We start from the raw sequence: 20,777 nt of genomic DNA on the forward strand, positions 1-20,777 counted from the left end.
TCACGTGTTTACCTTTATCCCTTATTGGGGATGAATGCGTTGGCGCTTATGGGCATGCAAGATGAGCCGCCCATGATTGATCAATACCTTCACAACGGCGTAAACCGGTACAACAATCAGAATGCCAATCAGTCCAGTGAGGCTCCCAGCAGCAATAATTAGTACGATGACGGTTACCGGATGAATGTCCATCGTTTTTCCCATAATTTGCGGCGAGATGAAGTTGCCTTCGATTTGCTGGATGATAACCGTGACCAGTACGACATAAAGCGCCATTACGGGATCTTGGATAAGGGCAACCAGCACAGCAGGCGCTGCGCCGATAACGGGACCGAAGAAAGGTACGATATTCGCCAGCATGCCAATAACGGCAAGTACAAGCGCGTATTCCAGTCCAATAATGGAATAGCCTGCGAGGAGCAGGATGCCTACGACGAGGCTAATAACAGCCTTGCCTCTAATGAAGGAGGAGAGAGTATCGTCCAAATCCTTCAGTAAGGGAGGCACATGCTCCCGGTAGGAGGATGGCGCAAGGTCAATCAGCTTCGGAACAAGCTTGTCTCCATCCTTGAGCGCGTAAAAGAGGATGAACGGCACAAGCCCCAGTACGAATAAGGCGTTGCTCATCCAATTGAATATACGCAGCATACTATTGGCGATCGAGCCGGCATATCGATTCCACTCCGAGCCGATCTCTTGGCTCAAATTCGGAATGGCATCTCGTATAGGAGGGGCCAGAGCTTGCTGTCCATTGCGAAGCGATTCTATGCCATCCGCCACAAATTCGACCATCTCGGGAACTTGAGCGACGAAGCTGGCGAATTGCTTTTGGAAGAACGGGCCGGCCGTCAGAACGATTCCGGCAAGTGACAGGGCGATTACGAGAAAAACGAGAAGCACCGCGATACTTCGCGGTGTTTTTCGGCGTTCCAGCCATTCCACAAGCGGGCGGAATAAATAGTAAAGCACGCCGGTTACAGCAAACGGAAAAAAAACCGCGTTTAGAACGACGCCAATAGGCTGAAACCAGCTGCGATTCAGGCTGAGCAAATAAAAGAGAAGCAGCACGAGAATGGCCATTACCAGCCATTTGAATCCTTTTTTTTCTTTCCAAGACATGCGGCTATCCCCTTTCATGCGACAAGCGATCCATAGCTCATGATTTTTAAAGGTAAGTAAACCTGAATCTCATATATGAAACGAAAAAAATATGGAAAAATGGAACTATTGGGATGTCTGCGGGGTCTTATTCATAGAGGTGAAAACTTTGGAGAAGCATTACTTGCATCATCTGGCGCAGGGCTTCGACCGTTCTGCCGTGCTGGAGGATATGATGACGGAATTCGGCGAGGATATATGGAACTTCGCTTATTTTCTTACTCGCCGGCGTGACGCTGCGGATGATATCGCCCAAGAAGTGTTTCTGACCGTGTATAACCGAATGTACACATTCCGGGGAGAGGCGAGCGTGAAGAGCTGGCTGCTTAGCATTGCCCGCAACAAATCGCTGAATTACTTGAGAAATGCGTTTATACGAAGGGCTGTGCTGATGGGGACTTATCGAGCAGAAGGCTCGACTGCTTCTGCTGAGCAAGTCGTATTCGAGCGGATGTCCTCCCGCGAAGTATGGGCGACCGTAATGAAGCTGCCAAGGAAGCACAGGGAAGTGCTGCTGCTCGCTTACCATTATCAAATGAAGATGGATGAGATCGCAGCGACGCTCGATTTGTCGGAGGGGACGGTCAAGTCCAGACTGTTCCGGGCGAAGAAGAAAATGTCCGAATTGCTGAAAGAGGAACAGGAAGGAGGCAAGGACGATGGATAGTCGCAATGGGAACTGGGAGGCTGGACTGAAGGAATCGCCCTTCTATCATTCTCATTTCACGAATGAACTGAAGAGCAAGGTGAGGCAAGGGATGAGGGGAGAAACCTATAGGCATAAACGAATGTTCCGGGCTGCTTTACTGGCCTCCATCGCAATCATGGGAATGGTGTTATTTTTAATCGCGGGCCGCTTATCGTTCTGGCAGACAGAAGGAGAGGTTCCCCCGGCTCATCATGCGTATTATGATAACGGAAAGTTGATAGTGGAGGTGTTCCCAGATCCCGAGCTTAGAGCCGGAGCTCCGTTCGGATACCTCTTTCACTTTGCCGCGCCTTTCAGTGATCTGCTCAGTAAGTCGCTTTCCATCGAGGCGGTGCATCTGCCTACTGGACAGAGCGTAACTGTAGTAGAACCGACGGTTGTGGAGGTGCCGAGTTCCGGTTATGCGGGACTAGAGAGATGGACCGCAAGCTTCGCGCTGCCGCTGGGCGGCATGTGGCGTTATGAGATCAGCCTCGATGGCGAGTATTATGCCGATGTGGTGCTGGATGTAGCAGAGCCGGACTGGTCGCTTACACCTACCTTCTCTGTGGAGACATTTGAGCTGAGGGGGATTCCGGATGTGATAGCTTTTATAGATCCAGGGTTTGTTGCCAACCAGCACAATAAGTATATGTGGTTTTTCCTCGATAGAAACTTGGCACAGGAAGGCAACTTCGAGGTGAAGGCCGTAAGGGAAGGCAACGAGAAGCTGGTTACCATCCTGGAGTACCGGCCTGCAGGCAGTTATGACCAGCTGCCATCGTCCATGATGCTGCCGGAGCCGGGGATATGGCGGCTGCTCCCTTATATGAACGGCAAACTGATGGGAAGCATCGTAGTGGATGTCAAAGAAAACGAAGATAGTTAAGGATGAAGGCATCCCCTTGCTCTCTGTGCGGGCAGCAAGGCGGATGCCTTTTTTTATATGGACGGGTAACAGGGATATGACGAAAGTCGATTCATGGAATTGGCAGAGGGGTAAAAGGAAATAGTAGGTATGGAAAAGAGGTGCTCCCAAGTGAATCTAACGCCGGAGCAGCGGATACAGCTGCATGGCTTCAACAATTTGACGAAATCGCTAAGCTTCAACATGTACGACATTTGCTACACGAAGACGAAGGAAGAGCGGGAGGCGTATATCGCTTACATCGATGAGCAATACAACTCTGACCGGCTGACATCTATTCTGAATCATGTAGCGGACATCATTGGCGCCCATGTGCTGAATACGGCCAAGCAGGATTATGTACCGCAAGGGGCCAGCGTGACGCTGCTTGTATCGGAGGGGCCAGTGGTGGAAGTGCCGGTCGACACTTTCGAGGAGACACCGGGCCCGTTGCCGTCCACTGTTGTGATGGCGCTGGACAAGAGCCATATTACGGTGCATACGTATCCCGAGTACCATCCGAGCGAAGGGATCAGCACGTTCCGCGCGGATATCGACGTATCGACCTGCGGCGAGATCTCGCCGCTGAAGGCGCTGCGCTTCCTAATCCATTCCTTTGATACGGATATCATGATGATCGACTACAGAGTGCGCGGCTTTACCCGGGATATCGACGGCAACAAGCTGTTCATCGACCATGAGATCAACTCCATCCAGAATTATATCCCGGAGGAGCAGAGCAGACTCTATGACATGATTGACGTGAACATCTATCAGGAAAATACGTTCCATACCAAATGCAGGCTGAAGCAATTCGATCTGAACAATTACCTGTTCGGGTATACAAAGGATTCGCTAAGCGAAGGCGAACAGACGGAGATCGAACGGCTGCTCAGGCGCGAGATGGACGAAATCTTTTATCACATATCCAAATAAAGGAGTAGATGACGATGGCGAATTCGGATAAAAAACAGCAGATTTTTCCCCCGCAAAATCAGGAGCGGCAGCCCGGCAACGAATCGGAGATGAGCCCGCCTCCAATCTTCGAGACGGACCAGTACAAGGCGGCAGGCAAGCTGAAGGGCAAAGTGGCGGTCATTACAGGCGGAGACAGCGGTATAGGCAGGGCGGTTGCCGTTGCTTATGCGAAGGAAGGAGCATCGCTAGTCATCGCCTACAAAGACGAGCATGACGATGCCAATCAGACCAAGGAGATCGTGGAGCAGCATGGAGTGAAATGCAAGCTGGTTGCGGGAGATATCGGTTCAGAAACGTTCGGGCAAGGGCTCATCCGCGCAGCAATCGAAGCACACGGCAAGCTGGACATTCTCGTGAATAATGCGGCGGAGCAGCATGTGCGCCAGAAGCTGGAGGATATTACGCCGAGGCAGCTGGAGGCAACGTTCCGCACCAATGTATTCGGCATGTTCCATGTCACGATTGCAGCTATGCCTCATTTGAAGCAAGGGGCATCGATTATTAATACCGCCTCCATTACGGCGTATAAGGGGAATCCTACGCTGATCGATTATTCCTCGACCAAAGGGGCTGTCGTGTCGTTCACGCGGGCGCTGGCCGCTAATCTCGCAGGCGGGGGCATCCGTGTCAACGGCGTTGCGCCAGGTCCCATCTGGACGCCGCTTATTCCGGCATCGTTCGATCCGCAGGCGGTATCGACCTTCGGCTCGGACACACCGATGGGAAGGCCAGGCCAGCCCCATGAGCTGGCAGCAGCTTATGTCTACCTGGCCTGCGAGGATTCCAGTTATATGACAGGCCAGATCCTTCATATTAACGGCGGAGAAATCGTGAACGGATAAGACGATGATGTTGAAGCGAACAAGGAGAGGCCGATGTCCGGCCTCTCCTGTTCCATGTTCCGCTTATAGAAAGCCGTGTTCCTTCGCATAGCGTCCCCAATGCGGAGAGCTGCCGTCGATGTCCTTGAATCCGTATAAGTCCGACAAATCCCAGCTCGCCTGCGCGGAGCCGCTCTTCGAAGCGTAATCCGGATCGGCAGCCAAAGCGGCGATGCCCCGGCCAATGAAGCGCGGTGTCTCTGATTGTCCGAAGTGCTCCGCATTCGGCAAGCCGCTGGTGACGGCTTCCCGCCAGTTGGCTTCCGCCACACCGTAATGCTCCAGCATCTCCTCGGAGCGGAGGAAGCCCGGCGTTACGGCAACAGCCGCCACGCCATGCGGCTTCAGCTCCTCGGCCATTGCGGCTGCGAGATGAATCGGCGAGATTTTGGCCAAGCTGTAGAACAGATTGCCTCTGTAGCGGTAATCAATGCCGTCCGTTACTTCAATAATAAGGCCCGATCCCTGCTCCACCATGAGAGGCGCGCCGTAATAGCTGGTGATGAGATGGGCTTTAACGGCTCTCTCCTGCATAAGAAGGCCGTTCACAAGCGAATGCTTCCAGAATGGCGTCTCCCATTCGACCAGCTTCTCGCCGCCCCAAATATTATTAACGAGCAGATCGAGCCGTCCATTCTGTTCTTGGTTGATCTGCTCGAACAGCGCCGACACATCGGCTTCATTCGTATGATCGACGCGAACGGGAATGCCAACGCCTCCCGCTTCGGTGACGAGCCGCGCCGTGTCTTGTACCGTCTCGCTCCGGTTCAGGTCCGACGGGCTTCCGGCCATGCTGCGTCCCGTGCAATATACAGTTGCGCCCGCTTCGCCCAGACTGACAGCGATGCCTCTTCCCGCACCTCTTGTAGCCCCCGCTACAATGGCGACTTTTCCTTGCAACGGTCCCATGGTTGTCATTATTCAGCCAACTCCTTCGCTCTCTGTATGGATAAGTATCTTGCTTCCTTAGTATATTGGCTCATATACGACATCCTCTGTCATATAAACATGATAAGATGGAAGCAGATGAACAACGTTGGGAAGAGGTGATGATTGTGCGTGCAGGAAGGCTGATGTCCATTGTATTGCTGCTGCAATCCGAGGGGAAGCTGACATCGAAGCAGCTTGCGGAGCGTCTGGAGGTGACCGAGCGGACGGTTCTGCGCGATATGGAGGAGCTAAGCAGTGCGGGCGTTCCTGTGTATGCGGAGCGCGGACCGCAAGGCGGCTGGCTCCTGACGGAAGGATACCGCTCCAGCCTGACGGGACTTCACGCCGATGAGCTTACCGCTTTGCTTCTATCGAGCCAGGGTGATGCGCTGGGCGATTTGGGCCAACGGCAGTCATTGGAGGCGGGGCTTCGGAAGCTGCTGGCGGCGACGACGGATGCGGCGAGGAAGAATGCAGAGCTGGTCCGCAGCAAAATCCATATCGACGGAGCCGGCTGGCATGCGGAGAAATACGGCAAGGACCAACACCCGCACTTGCCGATCGTACAGGAGGCGGTCTGGGAGGAGCGGGAGCTTCGTATTGCCTATGATCGCGATGGCGTCCCCTCAGACCGCGTCATAAGGCCGCTTGGACTGGTGGCGAAGCGCAATGTCTGGTACGTCGCAGCTTTGACAGAAGCGGAGGACGTCCGCACCTTCCGCATATCGAGGCTGAGGTCAGCAGAGCTGCTTCCGAACGGATTCCGTCCTCCAGAGACATTCAATCTGGCGGCATACTGGGAGCGTTCCTTGGCGGATTTCAAAGGACAGCTGCCGCGTTACCCCGCGGTGGTCAGGCTCAAGAATAACCTCCTGCGCCGTCTGGAGTCGGAGAGGTATGTTCTTTCTATGCGGCAAGAAGAGGAGGATGACACCTCGGGATGGACGTCTGCTCGCGTGGAATTTGAGACGCTGGAGTCGGCCTGCCAGATCATTATGAGCTATGGAGCGAGCATGGAAGCGCTAGAGCCATCCGTACTAAGGAAGATGGTCATGGATGAAATCGAGGCGCTGCGAGTGGTATACTGGAACCGTGCATAAATTACGGATAGGCACATGCCTGATCCATCATTTGAAGATAGAGGAGATGTACATATGAGCACAAATATGGAGCAGTATTTTGAGAAATACGCCGAACTGATCGTTCGCACAGGCGTTAACATTCAGCAGGGCCAAGAGGTTTACATAAACGGAGCTTCCATTGAGATCGCGCCGCTGGTTCGTCTTGTAGCTGCCAAAGCCTATGAAGCGGGAGCTTCCAATGTGCATGTAGAATGGACGGATGACCAGTTGTCCCGTCTGAAATATGAAAAGGCAGCGGATGATGTGTTCAGCCATTTCCCGGAATGGGAGACAGCCAAGCGCAATGACTTTGTGAATCGCGGCGCGGTGTTCATCTCCATTACGGCATCCAGCCCCGACCTGCTGAAGGGTATTCCGTCGGAGCGCATCTCTGCTTTCCAGAAAGCTTCTGGCCAAGGCCTGCGCGAGTTCCGCAGAGCGATTCAATCCGATAAGGTGAGCTGGACGGTCGTGGCTGCGGCAGGAGCAGAGTGGGCGAAGAAAGTGTTCCCTGACGTATCCGAGAGCGAAGCGGTGAACCTGCTGTGGAAGGCGATCTTCGATTCCGTGCGCCTGCATGACGCTGATCCGGTGCAAGCATGGGTGAAGCACAATGAAACGCTGCACGAGAAGGCGGAGACGTTGAACGCGCATCGCTTCCAGAAGCTGCATTACACGGCGCCGGGCACAGATCTGACAGTAGAATTGCACGAGAAGCATATCTGGGTAGCCGCAGGCAGCACGAACGAGAAGGGCTTCTCCTTTATGGCGAATATGCCGACAGAGGAAGTATTCACCGTGCCGCTGAAGACGGGTACGAACGGCTATGTGTCCAGCACGAAGCCGCTTAGCTATGGCGGCAACATTATCGACCGCTTCAAGCTGACCTTCGAGAACGGCCAAGTTGTGAAAGTAGAAGCCGAGGAAGGCGAAGAAATTCTGAAGAAGCTGGTCGATGTGGACGAAGGAGCAAAATACTTGGGCGAAGTCGCGCTTGTGCCGCATGAATCGCCAATTTCCCAGTCCGGCATCCTGTTCTACAATACGCTTTTCGACGAAAACGCGTCCAACCACCTGGCAATCGGCAGCGGCTATGCGTTCAACGTGGAAGGCGGCAAGACGATGTCGCCGGAGGAGCTTGAAGCTCATGGCGTCAATTCCAGCATTACACATAACGACTTCATGATCGGCTCTGCCGAGATGGATATTGACGGCATTCAAGCCGATGGCACAGTCGTGCCTGTCTTCCGCAAGGGAGCCTGGGCGATCTAATGCACCAGTGGTAATTACGGTGTAAAGCTTAGGGAAGGGGAGAACTGAACGCTATGCCGGATTGGTCCTATCAAACCCTATTCCGTCCGCTCTTGTCCCGGCTGCCGTCACGCGTCAGCCGCTCGTTCACGCTGGGAGCGATGGGTGCGATCAGCCGCCTGCCGGGCGGCTCGTTCGTCATCCGGACGCTCGGCCATATGGAGCTGTCCCCGATATTGAAGCGTCAAGCAGCAGGCTTGGCGCTTCTTTCGCCGATTGGGGTATCGGGAGGGGTCGATCCTGCAGGAGTCGCGCAGGAGGCGCTTGCGCAGTTCGGGCCTGGCTTCATGGAGTTGGGGCCTGTGACGGTAAGCGCAATTCGGAGCGACGATCCGATAAGGAATGACCGCACAAGCGAGACGATCTATTATCCTGACTACTTCGAGAATGACGGATTGGCCGCTATAGCAGAGCGATTGGCGCATAGGAAGCATAAGCTGCCTTCCTATGCGCGCCTGACGCCGATGCCTGGCGCATCGTCCGGCGAAGCGCTGGAGCAGCTGAATAAGTTGATGGAGACGCTGGCCAAGTCGGGAGCGGCCGGATTTTATATTGACATAGCTTCTGGTGATCAACCATGGGAGCAAGTTGAGCGCATAGGTCATGGCCTTGCGAAACTGCGAATGAACCAAGAGCTGCCGCTGTTCCTGTACGTCCCGCTATCATTGCCTGATGAGCGGCTGCTGCAACTAATAGAGTGCACGGAAGAAGTCCGCTGGCAAGGTGCCGTTATCGGCGAAGCTTGGCTGGAGCATATCCTGCCAGATGAAGATAACCGATCAAGATCTGAGACTGGTCAGCCAGCTTCCGCAGGAACGACGAACGGCAAATCAATAAGGCAGGCTGTCGTGGGCAAGGCTGGTCTGGACCCGTCGCTGGGCAAGACCGCTCTGCTACGCGAGAGGATGGGTGATGACTTCATCATCAAGGCTGGCGGGGGTGTCCATGAGCCGCTGGACGCGCTAAGACTGCTTGAAGCGGGAGCCGATCTCATCATGCTGCACAGCGGGCTTGTTCATTCCGGCCCCGGCTTGCCCAAGCGGATTAACGAGGCGATCATCTACGAGACGGTTCGCAAGGAGTCACCGCCAGAGCCAATTCCCTTCTGGCGCAATTGGGGATGGATGTGTCTGCTTGGCGTCGGCATGATCATAGGCGGACTATTGGCCTGGTGGATCGGGGCGACGGATGTGCTGCTATCCTACGATACACGATTCCTCGGAATGTCGATCCCAGAGATCCATCATGTGAACCACCACTTGCTCCACTTTATGTCGCATGACCGGATTACGCTGGCAGGTACGATGATCTCCATCGGCATTTTGTATTATCAGCTTGCCAGATACGGCTTGCGATACGGACAGCATTGGGCGCGTACGGCTCTTGTGTCCTCCTGTGCAGTGGGCTTCTCCAGTTTCTTTCTTTACCTGGGCTATGGCTACTTTGATCCGCTTCATGCGCTGGCGGCTGCCGTGCTCCTGCCCATGTTCATCTTCTCCCTCAGAGGCCATGCCGACAGACCGAGCCGCAAGCCGGTCAATCTGCGCAATGACCGGGCATGGAGGCTGGCGATGTGGGGGCAGCTGTGCTTTGTTGCATTAGGCTTTGCGCTTACGGCTGGCGGCATTGCAATTGCCGGCGTTGGCGTAACCCATGTATTCGTGAAGGCGGATCTGGCCTTTCTGGGCACTGTGCCAGATCAATTAAATGCCGTCAATCCGAAGCTGATCTCCCTAATTGCCCATGACCGGGCAGGCTTTGGAGGCGCACTGCTGTGCGATGCCATCGCGATTCTCATTATTGCCCTTTGGGGGATCGGCCAAGGCAGGCGATGGTTATGGTGGACGCTCTTGATCGGAGGGGCGCCAGGATTTTATGCCGGACTATCCGTTCATTACGGCATCGGCTACATCGATTTCATGCATCTTCTTCCCGCATTTGTGGCAGTGTTTTTGTACATAGCTGGCCTTATTCTGTTGTATCCATACATGATGAAGAAGTTGCCTATATGACATTTGTCATATAGGCGACTTGACGTTTATGACTAGGAGCAGGTACGGTCGTTATTCTACAATGGAGTAAGCAAGAGCCGGAGAAGGCTAGTTCCTCCCGCTCTATGGAACTCAGAGGAGGACGTCAGCATGTCTGATCCCAAACAAATGCAATTGAAAAAAAGCGTAGCCCCTTTTGAACATTCCGAACTTAACGTTAGCATAAGGCAATTGTTCAATACGCTGCTCCCGCTGGTTGTCTTATGGTATGCCGCTTACTGGAGCTTGTCCATATCCTATTGGCTAACGCTGGCATTTGGCGTAGCCACATCCTTTTTCGTTATTCGAGCCTTTATTATTTTCCATGATTGCTGCCACGGCTCGTTCTTCAAGAGCAAGCGGGCCAACGACATCATGGGTATTATAACTGGCGTGCTTACGCTAGTCCCTTATCAGCAATGGAAAAACTCACATGCCATTCATCACGCAACAAGCAGCAATCTTGACAAGCGGGGCGTAGGTGACTTGTGGATCTTGACGGTGGAGGAGTATGCTGCGTCATCTTGGAAGCAGAAGCTCGCTTACCGGATTTATCGGAATCCGATCATTATGTTTGGTATCGGACCTATCTATGTATTCTTGTTCCAATACCGCTTCAACCGCAAGGGTGCCCGCCGCAAGGAACGCATGAATACGTATCTGATGAACGCGCTTATTGTTGCCGTGTACGCGCTTATGTGCTGGGCAATCGGCTGGCAGGCATTCCTTCTGGTGCAAGGCCCGATCTTCTATCTGTCCGGTGTGCTTGGCGTATGGCTGTTCTACGTACAGCACCAGTTCGAGGATTCGTACTTCGAGCATGAGGAAGAATGGAGCTATGTGAAGGCGGCTGTAGATGGCAGCTCGTACTATAAGCTTCCGAAGCTGTTCCAATGGCTGACCGGCAATATCGGCTTCCACCATGTGCATCATCTTAGCCCGAAGGTGCCGAACTATTATCTGGAGACGGCGCATGATGCAGTACCGCCGCTGCATAAGGCGACTACGATTACGATCCGCCAGAGCTTCGAGTCACTCAAGTTCAGACTGTGGGATGAAGAAGGCAAGCGGTTCGTCAGCTTCCGCGCTGTGAAGGACCGTCTGAGACGACCGTCATCGACTAGCCGTGTAACGCCTTCAGGTAATCCCCGCAAGGCAAGCTAATGCGGAGTATGCTACAATAACGAGAAAGACACGGCATGAGTCGGAAGGCAGAGGATGTGGTTGCAGATGAATAAGTGGTATCAAATCTTTCACCGCAATACCGGGCTGAGCCCATACGTTTGGGTCGTCTTCTGCATCTTGCCGTTTTACTTTATATTCCGCTCTTCGTCAACGCCGGAGGTCATCTCCGGCATTGTCATGATCATTTTATTTTTCGTATGCTACCGGCTGTCCTTTGTCTCCAAAGGATGGCTTGTCTATTTCTGGACGAGTGTGCAAATTCTCATATCGATTGCGATGACGCTTCTGTTCAGCTACGTGTACTTCTCCATTTTCCTGGCTTTTTTTATTGGCAATATTCAGAACCGAGCAGGTTTTTTCACTTTATATGCGATTCATCTGGCAAGTACGTTCATTACGGTCAATTACGGCTTTGCTACCCAAAATCAGCTGTTTTTCACGCAATTTCCGTTTATTCTGATCAGCCTGATCGTCGTTATTCTGCTTCCGTTCAATACGTATAACCAGAAGAAGCAAGGCCAGCTGGAAGGCCAACTGGAGGATGCCCACAAACGGATAGCGGAGCTTGTGAAGCAGGAGGAACGTCAGCGCATCGCGCGTGACCTGCATGACACGCTTGGCCAGAAGCTGTCTCTCATCGGACTCAAAAGCGATCTGGCGGGTAAGCTGGTTCATAAAAATCCGCTTCGCGCCCAAGCCGAAATACGCGACGTGCAGCAAACTGCCCGGACCGCCCTCAAGGAAGTACGCGAGATGGTCACCCAGATGAGGGGGGCCAGGCTAGACGAGGAGCTGCATCGCGTTACGCAAATATTAGCCGCAGCAGATATCGAGCTTCACGTAGTAGGGGACTACCGGCTAAACGATACGAACCTGCTGACCGAAAACGTGCTCTGCATGTCTATGAAGGAAGCGGTCACGAATGTGGTGAAGCATAGTAAGGCCAAGCGTTGCACGATCACCTTCACATCGACCCTGACCGACTTCTCGGTCACCGTATCGGATGACGGCATAGGCATGACAGTACGGCCCGGGTATTATCGAGGCAACGGGCTTCGCGGGATGAAGGAGAGACTGGAGTTCGTTAACGGGAGTCTGAGCATTAGATCTGACAGAGGAACCGAGCTGAATATTACGGTGCCGCATGTTGTGAAGCGTCCCACGAAGGAGGAGACTAGCGAATGATTACAATCGTCATAGCGGAGGATCAACGCATGCTGCTTGGCGCGCTGTCCTCGCTTCTGGATTTGGAGGACGACATGAAGGTAGTAGGGCGGGCGTCGAATGGTGAGGAAGCGATCGCTCTGGCTAAGCAGCATAAGCCGGATATCTGCATCATGGATATCGAGATGCCGCTTAAGAGCGGATTGGAAGCTGCGGAAGAGATGAGAGGCGCGAGCAAGGTCATCATTCTGACGACCTTCGCCCGCTCGGGTTATTTCGAGCGAGCGATTAAGGCCGGTGTCAGCGGCTATCTGCTTAAGGACAGTCCCAGCGAGGAGCTGGCAAGCTCCATTCGAAGCGTTATGTCCGGTCGAAAGGTGTACGCTTCCGAGCTGATGGACGAAGCTTACGGCGGCGGCTCTGATAATCCGCTTACGGAGCGGGAGAAGGAAGTGCTGGAGCTGGTGGCCGACGGCAAAAACACGAAAGAGATCGCAAATGAGCTTTTCCTGACAACAGGGACAGTACGCAATTACATCTCCGTCATTCTGGATAAGCTGGGCGTGAGCAATCGGATTGAGGCAATTACGAGATTCAAGGAGAAGGGCTGGTTCAAGTAACCGGCTCTTTTATTATGATTCGGGGTACTTCTTAAGAAAGTTTAAGAAAATATTTACAACATATTTACAAGATGTTTACAACTAAAACAGGAATTCCGATTATAGTTAAGAGGAGACGGGGACCTGTAGACTAAACGAGCATAGAAAACCAGCTTTTATCAAAAAAAGCATGGAAAAACGATGTCACTTGCAACTTTTATGTTCGTAAAAACGTATAGTCTATGGTACATATTGGATGACATGGGAGTTAGAAAAAAAGCGGGGAGAGGAAAAAGAAATGAAAAACTGGTTCAAAAAAGCAGCTTCTGTCGTGCTCGTAACGACACTTCTGGCAGGCTGCAGCTTGGGCGGCAAAGAGGAGAGCTCGAGTACGCCGCAAGCACTCAAGGTGATGTATTATGATGAAGGAAGCTTCTTCCAGGAGTACGGCATGCTGTTCAGCACGTTATATCCGGAAATTGATATTTCCGTTGTAACAACACAAAGCATCTATCGCGGCAATAGGGGCGAGGATGGCGAAGAGGTTGACTATGAGAAGGCCAGACAGGAACTGATCGATAAGGAAAAGCCAGATATACTGATGCTTGATATTACAGAGTACGAGAAGATGGCACAGGACGGCAAGTTCACCGACCTGGATGCTTATATTGCCAAGGATAAGTTCGATACAGCTGGACTTGTGCCGGGAATGATCGACTATATGAAGGAGCTCGGCGGCGGCCAACTGTACGGTCTTCCTTCCGGCTTCAGCAGCCAAGTGTTGTTCTATAATAAAGGCTTGTTCGACAAATTCAATATTCCGTATCCGACTGATAATATGACATGGAACGAAGTTATCCAATTGGCTAGACAGTTCCCGACCGATGGAGAAAAAGAGGACCGCGTCTACGGCCTGAAGGCTGGCTACAGCGGCAGTCTGAACGAGCTGGCGCAAACCATGGCCCAATCCGAAGGTCTGAACTATGTTAACCCGGCAACTAAAACGATGACGATTAATACAGCTGGCTGGAAAAATGCGGTCCAAACGGCTTATGACGCCATTAAATCCGAAGCTTTGTACTTTGAAGCACAAAATAATATGGGCTTCTCGGGCAATTACGACGATTACATGCTGCGCAATCCATTCACAAGCAATCGTGCAGCGATGACAATCGATGGCAGCTATTATATCCGCGACTTGAAGGAAGCTGCTGAGTATTACAGCAAGGATGAAGGTAAAATCGTGAAGGATTGGGATATTGTCACAATCCCGGTCAGTCCGCAAATGCCGGATCAAAGCACAAGCACATGGTACAACAATATCTTTGCAATTGCCAAAGACTCGCCGAACGCTGATGCGGCTTGGAAGTTCATCTCCTATATCTCCGGTGAAAATTATGCGCGCGTGAAGTCGAAGCTGACTTACAACAACGGCTTCTCGATTCATACGAAGTATATCAAGGATGATGAAGGCCACAACTATGCGGCATTCTACAAGCTGAAGCCTTCGAAGCCTAGCATGGACTACAAAGAGTTCGAGAAGCTTCCGAAGCAATTCGGCATGATGTATTACTCTTACATGGAAGAGGAGTTCAAGGCAGTTCAGGACGGCAACAAGTCTGTGGATGATGCGCTTGCTGCCTTGCATACGAAGGGTGAAGAACTGCTTGCTCAAGAGTCCATGACGGATGAAGAGGTTAACAAGCTATGGGAAGAGCGTAACGCAGAACAAATGAAGCAAATGCAAGAAGCAGCCGGAGCGTCCGGTACTGTAGAATCTGTTGTTGTAGAATAATGAACTAACTGACGAATGAGACATTCAGATGGCAAAAAGCCATAAGGGATGTCTCATTTTTTTAGAATAAATATGGAAAAAAATATAAGAAGCAATCGTTATAAGTAAAATGATGAGTGGTTGATGACCGATTTTTTTCGGACTAATAAGTAACGAGGGGGAAAGAAAGTGACATACTGGTGTAAAAAGCTTTCCTTGCTGCTAGTGGTATGCATGATGTTCACCGGATGCAGCTTAGGAGGCAAGGAGCAGGAAACGAGTGATCCCGTTACATTGAAGGTTCTGTACTACTCCGAAGAAGAATTTTATCGAAATTACGGAATGCTGTTCAGCACGTTGTATCCGGAGATCGAGTTCGAGATTGTTTCCCTGCAGCGGATATACAACAGCAACGAAGTAGATCCCGTTAAAGCCAAACAAGAGCTAATTGAAAAAGAAAAGCCGGACTTACTGTTAATTGACCTGTATGACCTGGAGACGTTAACGGAGAAAGGCAAGCTTCTAAGCCTGGATACGTACATGGCCCGGGATAAGATCAATACGGATAAATTGGTGCCTGGCATTATCGATATGATGAAGGAGATAGGGGATGGTCAGCAGTATGGCATGCCATCGTCATTCAGTGGACGGGTGCTTTATTACAACAAAGGACTATTCGATGCTCATAACATCCCTTATCCGACTGATCAAATGACCTGGAGCGAGGTGATCCAATTGGCTGAGCGTTTCCCAGCAGACGGAGAGCCAACGGATCGCATATATGGAATTAAGCTGGGTTACTCCGGGACGTTGAATGAAATCTCGGATATGATCATGAGCAGCGAAGGCTTGAAGTACGTCAATGAAGCTACGAGGCAAATAACGGTCAACACACCTGCGTGGCAAGAGGCAGTGGAGGTGGCGAAGAAATTGACGGATTCGGATACGTTCTATCGTCAAGATCAGCAGAGCAATCCAGTGTCTATGACCTACCAAGGCTACTTGAAGCAAAATCCGTTTTTGTCTAATCGTGTAGCTATGCTCATCGATCAAAGCTATTTGCTTCGGGAATTGGAGGAAATAAGCAAGCTGGGGGAGGATAGCGGCGATTTGATCAAGGATTGGGATATGGTTACCGTGCCGGTTGGCGAACAAAATCGGGACAGTTCCAATGGATTTTTTCTCTCGGAAGTATTTGCGATTATGAAAGATTCCCCGAACCCGGAGGCAGCGTGGAAGCTGATTTCTTTCGTGGCTAATGAAGAGCATACTCGGTTGAAATCCAAGCTCGGCTTTGGCAGAGGGCTTCCGATTCATACGAAGTATATCCGCGACGATGCGGGACATCACTTTGAGGCTTTCTACAAGCTAAAACCATCGTTCAATAAAAAGGCAGCAGTAGAGAACAGGCTGCCCGATTCTTTCTACAATGAATTTTATTGGATGAAGGACGAGGAGCTTCAAGCCGTCCAGGATGGAAGCAAAGGCCTGGAGGAGGCATTGGAGTCGCTTCAAGCAAGAGGTGAATCACTTCTGGCCAGGACTGATGCTTCCGGTGACGGAAGCAAGCCGACTGAAGAAGTCACAGAGACGGAGTTACCGGCTGAAGGGTTGGAGCCATCCGATGCGCCATCGGAAGCTGAGGATTTGGCTGCTGACGAGGGAGCTTAGATAAATCGATGGCAAAGCAAGGATAGACGCGAGAGAATCGCAAGAGACGACTCCGCTGCTCGGCGAACAGCTGACTTCGAAAATGCCGGTGGAGAATGTATTCCTCGGTGGTGAAGCGGCGATGCTGAATATCGGCGAATGGCTCATCCGCAGCGTGCCGCAGGAAGTCATGGATCTGCGTTCGCAGGAATACGAGAAGTATTTCCTCGGCAACCAGACTGGCGACGAGACGCTGGTTCGGATGGCGCAGCGTCATAACGATTATTTGAAGCAGCAGAAGTAAGCGGGATGTTTGGAAGAATCACATAGTTCGGAATAGACCGTCCTTGGGCTCTTGATGAGCCTTGGGACGGTCTTTCATATTGCATTGTTGAAGCTGCATCGATATAATAGTGTCCATTATCTTGATGTTGGAAATTGGAGAAGAGGGATGCCGCATGGGCAATGTGAGGCTGGTGGAGCCGTCGCTGGCTTACCGTGAAGCGTATATGAATTTTTATGAAGATTGGATGACGGAGGGCGTTGATGCTATCGTGCCTTGGGTGGTGGAACAAGATCCGTGGGATTTTAAAGCTTATCTGGCATTTTTGTGTGCTGCGGACAGCGAGGAGAAATTGAAGGATGACGCCTTTGTGCCGCATTCCACTTATTGGCTGATCAACGAGGATGAGGAAGTGGTCGGGGCGGTCAATATCCGTCATCGGCTTAATCAGAAGCTGCTGGAGAGCGGCGGACATATTGGCTACGGCATTCGCCCTTCGCGCCGCGGCAGAGGATATGCGTCGGTGCAGCTTGCGGAAGCGCTGAAGATTACGAAAGCGATGGGCATCGATCGCGTGCTGCTGGTATGCGATCACGACAACGAAGCCTCGGAGCGGACGATCCGAGGGGCGGGCGGTGTGCCGGATTCCCCTTTTACAACGGAGAAGGGTGTAGTTTTGAAGCGGTTTTGGATTGATGGAAGAGAGTAGGCAGCGCTGTAAGCAGAGAAATCATTACAGTCATCGCAGAGGCATAGAGTGCTGTTTGAACGTTAGGCAGACTAAAGGAGGCGGCGTGATATGCAGTTAGAGACGGAACGATTACTGCTTCGGGAGTTTACTCATGAGGATCAGGAAGCAGTGCATGAATATGCGTCAGATCCAGTTGTGACGACTCATATGATATGGGGACCTAACTCGGAGACGGATACGCGGGATTTTATTGTTCATATGCTACGTATTCAGGCGCAGAAGCCGAGAGAGGGATATGAGCTTGCCGTTGTGCTGAAGGAAAGCGGGAAGCTAATCGGTGGTACGGGGCTATACGTCCTGCCAGCGTCGCAAGGCGAGATTGGCTATTGTTTTAACAGTCAGCATTGGGGCAAGGGCTATGCAACCGAAGCTGCTGGTGCCCTGTTGCGGTACGGATTCCGGGAGCTTGGCCTTCATCGGGTCTACGCGACCTGCCGCCCGGGCAACATCGGCTCTGCCACCGTCATGCGCAAGCTCGGCATGACCTATGAAGGGCATATGCGTGAGCATATGTTCCACAAAGGCAAATGGCTTGACTCGCATCAGTATTCTATTCTGGTGCATGAGTATGAGAAGATGCAGCAGCAGGCGTAGGTCTTCGGGTCCGCAGCACAATTGCGGCGAACTTCGGAGATTGGGACGAGAGAATTCAGAAGAGCAGGGCATGACTGGATAGTTGGATTGCAGGAGAAGCAGGGACATTCGTAGTTGACGAATGTTCCTGCTTTTTCTTTTTAAGGAGGGAGGGAGCGTCTTGGACGCTGGCGCTTAGTTAGATACAGAAGTTGTAGCTCACAGAAATAGTGTTGCCAGAAACACATAAACGGAGATATTAGCCCGGAATCGCGGATTAGTGTTGCCAGAAACAACTAATTGGCTGAATGCGGCGAGAATGGTGAAATAGTGTTGCCAGAAACAACTAATTGGTTGAATGCGGCGGAAATGGTGAATTAGTGTTGCCAGAAACCTCTGCCCAGCACGCCCCTCCCTACGACACGCATATAGAACAAATCCACGATCTAAGCAGGCGGTATGATGGGCGGAAAATGCGTCATTTTGTGATACGAATGCGGTGGAAATGTTCCTTATAAGCCCCCGCCCCTCCTTGATAAGATGAGGTCAGCCAAAGTTAGCCAGCATGCCAAGGGGGAGACGTATATGAAAACGAACAATTGGATGCGACGCCAATCCATGCTCGGCTATTAGTTTATCGGGCCGAATATGCTGGGCGTGCTGTTGTTTTAAGAGATTAGAAACTTGCGGATTTCCTTCATATACTGCTTTCTCTCTGTAATTATGCTGAGATGCCCGGCATGCTTGAACCGCAAAAAGTCGGCATCCGGGAATTGCGTTCGAACCGCATCCCGTTCTTCCTCCGAGAAGGATGCGTCTGCGGGAGAATCGATAATGAGCATATTGCTTTGATCGAATATCGGGCTCACAGGCGGGACAGGCTTCGAATCCAAGTTCAGCATACACTGATAGATCGCAAGAAGCTCCTGTTTTGTCTGGCTTCTTATAAGCTCTTCAAAGTACCATTGCCAGAAGGGGACTTCACCGGCAGGCATGGAGCGGAAGTGCTTCTGAACTTTATTGCGGGATACGGTAATGAACATGGAGCGTGGGACCATCTTGACGATGCGGATCAGCTTTCGGATACGAATGATGCGTTTTTGACTGGGAGCGGCTGCAGGGTCTGGAGAAGCGGTGGTGGTATGGGACAAGATGATCCTGTCGATCCGGTGCGGCACCTTCGAGAGCAGCGCTTGCGCGACAAGGCCGCCGAAGGACTGGCCCAGCACATGAAACGATTCGATATGCTCATGCTCCATAATGGCTATGATACCTTCCGTCAGTTGTCCAATATCCTCGGCTCTGCCGTAATAAGGAGCAATGACGGTATAGCGGCTCGTCAGCTCCATGAAATGCGCGAAAAACGCTTCGCCGCTTCCTAGACCGCCGGGCAACAGCAGCAGCGCTGGCTTTCCTTTGCCGCTTATATGATACTTCCATTGCAGTCCGTCATACGGAAGCGTTTGTTTGGGGTAGGTCGTTCGGAACGCAATCAATTGCTCGAATAGTGGGTGCTCAATAGCGGCTCTGGGCATTCCGTTCACCTCGCAATCTAAATTGTTTCCTTAGGGAAAAATTATTTGCCATGGTAAAAATGATAATGGAAAATGAGTATATTGTCAATGGTTGGAAAATAAAGAACGACAGAAGCGGAATGTACATGCATTCCGTTTCTGTCGTTCAATTCGAGCTGTGCTCAGGGGGCGCAGGGTGGTACATATAGAGGATATACAGTTATCAGACCAGTCAGGATGGCTGCAAATAATCCATGAACAGCTGGAGCCTGGTCGTTATTGAACCGGGCATAAGCTCGTGGCCGAAGTACCGGTATACGGCAATATCCTTCGGGCACTGGAGATGGTTGTAGACGGCAAATACGGTAGACGGCGGCGTAATGTCGTCGACAAGTCCGATCGTCATCCAGGAATAACAGCGAATGCGCGGAGCCAGATTGACCAGATCGAAATAAGATAGCGTTCTGAGTGCGTTCGTCTCGATCTCCGGGTTGCCGGAATGCCGCCGGAAGTACTCATTCAGCTCGCCGTATGGACCGCGCGGCGCGAGATCAATCGACCGCTGGAAGTCGGACAGATACGGATAATCCGCGACCGCAAGCTTCGGTTTGTCGGATAATGCAGCTGCCGCAAGAGTGATGGCTCCGCCCTGACTGCCGCCTGTTACGGCAATACGCTCACGATCGACTTCTGGCATCGCGGCTAGAACGTCGATGGCGCGCACGGCGTCCATATAGACGGCCCTGTAATAATATTCGTCCTTGTTCTGAATGCCTTTCGCCATCCAGCCCGTCACATGCCCGTTCGACGACACCACATTGTCGACACTCAGGCCGTGCTGGCCGCGGCACATCATCTTCAAGACCGCGTAGCCTTTCAACGCCAGGTTGACGGTCTCATGGATATCGCTGTCCTGGCACCAATTGTAGCCGTGGTACGCTACGATTCCCGGCAGGGGATCGGTCCCCTCAGGCAAGGCCAGCAGGCCTTCAATGGTCGCATGATGGAATCCGGTGTACAGCACGCGGTACACTTTGATCCCTTTTACAGGATAGGATAGCTCGGTGCGTTCATAGTGGAGAGGGACCTCCGCAAGCTTCTCCAGGGTCGTATTCCAGAAATCGTCGAAGTCGTCTTGTCTGGTCGGCAGCGGCTTATAGGCGCGAAGCTGTTCCAAGGGCAAGTCGTAAGGCTGTGGCATGTTGAGTTCCTCCTCAGGTTAGCATAGCTTCTGTTTCTTCATGAGTTTATTCGAGGCTTGTTTTTAAACGTGCAATGCA

Annotated in this window: 19 protein-coding genes; 15 read left to right on the forward strand and 4 right to left on the reverse strand. The window is 51.9% G+C overall.

Going from position 1 to position 20,777, the window contains the following annotated elements; translation table 11 throughout:
• Positions 1–21: 21 nt before the first annotated feature.
• Positions 22–1,119, reverse strand: coding sequence for an AI-2E family transporter (locus AC0YNW_RS17875; RefSeq protein WP_475833081.1), 1,098 nt, complete (start codon positions 1,117–1,119; stop codon positions 22–24).
• A gap of 139 nt (positions 1,120–1,258) precedes the next feature.
• Here AC0YNW_RS17875 and AC0YNW_RS17880 point away from each other — a divergent pair, with 139 nt between their 5' ends.
• From AC0YNW_RS17880 to AC0YNW_RS17895, 4 genes are all read left to right on the forward strand, one after another.
• Positions 1,259–1,825: an RNA polymerase sigma factor gene (locus AC0YNW_RS17880; protein ID WP_475833174.1), complete on the forward strand. Its 567-nt coding sequence runs from the start codon at positions 1,259–1,261 to the stop codon at positions 1,823–1,825.
• A complete protein-coding gene (locus AC0YNW_RS17885; RefSeq protein ID WP_475833082.1) occupies positions 1,818–2,735 on the forward strand; it encodes a DUF4871 domain-containing protein in 918 nt (305 codons plus the stop codon). The genes AC0YNW_RS17880 and AC0YNW_RS17885 overlap by 8 nt, the downstream gene beginning before the upstream one ends.
• A gap of 150 nt (positions 2,736–2,885) precedes the next feature.
• The gene (gene speD, locus AC0YNW_RS17890; RefSeq protein WP_387471443.1) at positions 2,886–3,689 is read left to right on the forward strand and encodes an adenosylmethionine decarboxylase; all 804 of its coding nucleotides are present in this window, start codon (positions 2,886–2,888) and stop codon (positions 3,687–3,689) included.
• 14 nt (positions 3,690–3,703) lie between these two features.
• The gene (locus AC0YNW_RS17895; protein ID WP_475833083.1) at positions 3,704–4,573 is read left to right on the forward strand and encodes an SDR family oxidoreductase; all 870 of its coding nucleotides are present in this window, start codon (positions 3,704–3,706) and stop codon (positions 4,571–4,573) included.
• A gap of 63 nt (positions 4,574–4,636) precedes the next feature.
• Here AC0YNW_RS17895 and AC0YNW_RS17900 read toward each other — a convergent pair whose 3' ends face one another.
• Positions 4,637–5,521 carry an SDR family oxidoreductase gene (locus AC0YNW_RS17900; RefSeq protein WP_475833175.1) on the reverse strand — a complete coding sequence of 295 codons (885 nt, stop codon included), beginning with the start codon at positions 5,519–5,521 and terminating at the stop codon, positions 4,637–4,639.
• A gap of 146 nt (positions 5,522–5,667) precedes the next feature.
• On the opposite strand from AC0YNW_RS17900, the gene AC0YNW_RS17905 reads away from it, so the two are divergent.
• From AC0YNW_RS17905 to AC0YNW_RS17955, 11 genes are all read left to right on the forward strand, one after another.
• Positions 5,668–6,642 carry a helix-turn-helix transcriptional regulator gene (locus AC0YNW_RS17905; RefSeq protein WP_475833084.1) on the forward strand — a complete coding sequence of 325 codons (975 nt, stop codon included), beginning with the start codon at positions 5,668–5,670 and terminating at the stop codon, positions 6,640–6,642.
• A gap of 54 nt (positions 6,643–6,696) precedes the next feature.
• Entirely contained in the window at positions 6,697–7,935 is a 1,239-nt protein-coding gene (locus AC0YNW_RS17910) for an aminopeptidase (protein WP_475833085.1), read from the forward strand.
• A 53-nt stretch (positions 7,936–7,988) separates the two neighbouring features.
• Entirely contained in the window at positions 7,989–9,986 is a 1,998-nt protein-coding gene (locus tag AC0YNW_RS17915) for a dihydroorotate dehydrogenase (RefSeq protein ID WP_475833086.1), read from the forward strand.
• A 129-nt stretch (positions 9,987–10,115) separates the two neighbouring features.
• A complete protein-coding gene (gene desA / locus AC0YNW_RS17920) occupies positions 10,116–11,168 on the forward strand; it encodes a Delta(5) desaturase DesA (RefSeq protein WP_475833087.1) in 1,053 nt (350 codons plus the stop codon).
• Between the two features lie 66 nt (positions 11,169–11,234).
• Positions 11,235–12,374 (forward strand): histidine kinase, encoded by a 1,140-nt coding sequence (locus tag AC0YNW_RS17925; protein ID WP_475833088.1) that lies wholly within the window; start codon positions 11,235–11,237, stop codon positions 12,372–12,374.
• Entirely contained in the window at positions 12,371–12,973 is a 603-nt protein-coding gene (locus AC0YNW_RS17930) for a response regulator (RefSeq protein ID WP_387471457.1), read from the forward strand. The genes AC0YNW_RS17925 and AC0YNW_RS17930 overlap by 4 nt, the downstream gene beginning before the upstream one ends.
• Positions 12,974–13,250: 277 nt before the next feature.
• Positions 13,251–14,747 carry an ABC transporter substrate-binding protein gene (locus AC0YNW_RS17935; protein ID WP_475833089.1) on the forward strand — a complete coding sequence of 499 codons (1,497 nt, stop codon included), beginning with the start codon at positions 13,251–13,253 and terminating at the stop codon, positions 14,745–14,747.
• 168 nt (positions 14,748–14,915) lie between these two features.
• Complete coding sequence (locus AC0YNW_RS17940; RefSeq protein WP_475833090.1) at positions 14,916–16,397, forward strand: ABC transporter substrate-binding protein; 1,482 nt, start codon at positions 14,916–14,918, stop codon at positions 16,395–16,397.
• Between the two features lie 82 nt (positions 16,398–16,479).
• Positions 16,480–16,680, forward strand: coding sequence for a hypothetical protein (locus AC0YNW_RS17945; RefSeq protein ID WP_475833091.1), 201 nt, complete (start codon positions 16,480–16,482; stop codon positions 16,678–16,680).
• A gap of 154 nt (positions 16,681–16,834) precedes the next feature.
• Positions 16,835–17,368: a GNAT family N-acetyltransferase gene (locus AC0YNW_RS17950; RefSeq protein WP_475833092.1), complete on the forward strand. Its 534-nt coding sequence runs from the start codon at positions 16,835–16,837 to the stop codon at positions 17,366–17,368.
• Between the two features lie 90 nt (positions 17,369–17,458).
• Complete coding sequence (locus AC0YNW_RS17955) at positions 17,459–18,004, forward strand: GNAT family N-acetyltransferase (protein WP_475833093.1); 546 nt, start codon at positions 17,459–17,461, stop codon at positions 18,002–18,004.
• Positions 18,005–18,651: 647 nt separating this feature from the next.
• Here AC0YNW_RS17955 and AC0YNW_RS17960 read toward each other — a convergent pair.
• A complete protein-coding gene (locus AC0YNW_RS17960) occupies positions 18,652–19,518 on the reverse strand; it encodes an alpha/beta fold hydrolase (RefSeq protein ID WP_475833094.1) in 867 nt (288 codons plus the stop codon).
• A 211-nt stretch (positions 19,519–19,729) separates the two neighbouring features.
• On the reverse strand, positions 19,730–20,698 hold the full coding sequence (locus AC0YNW_RS17965; protein ID WP_475833095.1) for an acetylxylan esterase: 969 nt from the start codon (positions 20,696–20,698) through the stop codon (positions 19,730–19,732).
• Between the last annotated feature and the right edge of the window lie 79 nt (positions 20,699–20,777).

It is taken from the genome of Paenibacillus sp. J31R120 (assembly GCF_056269225.1).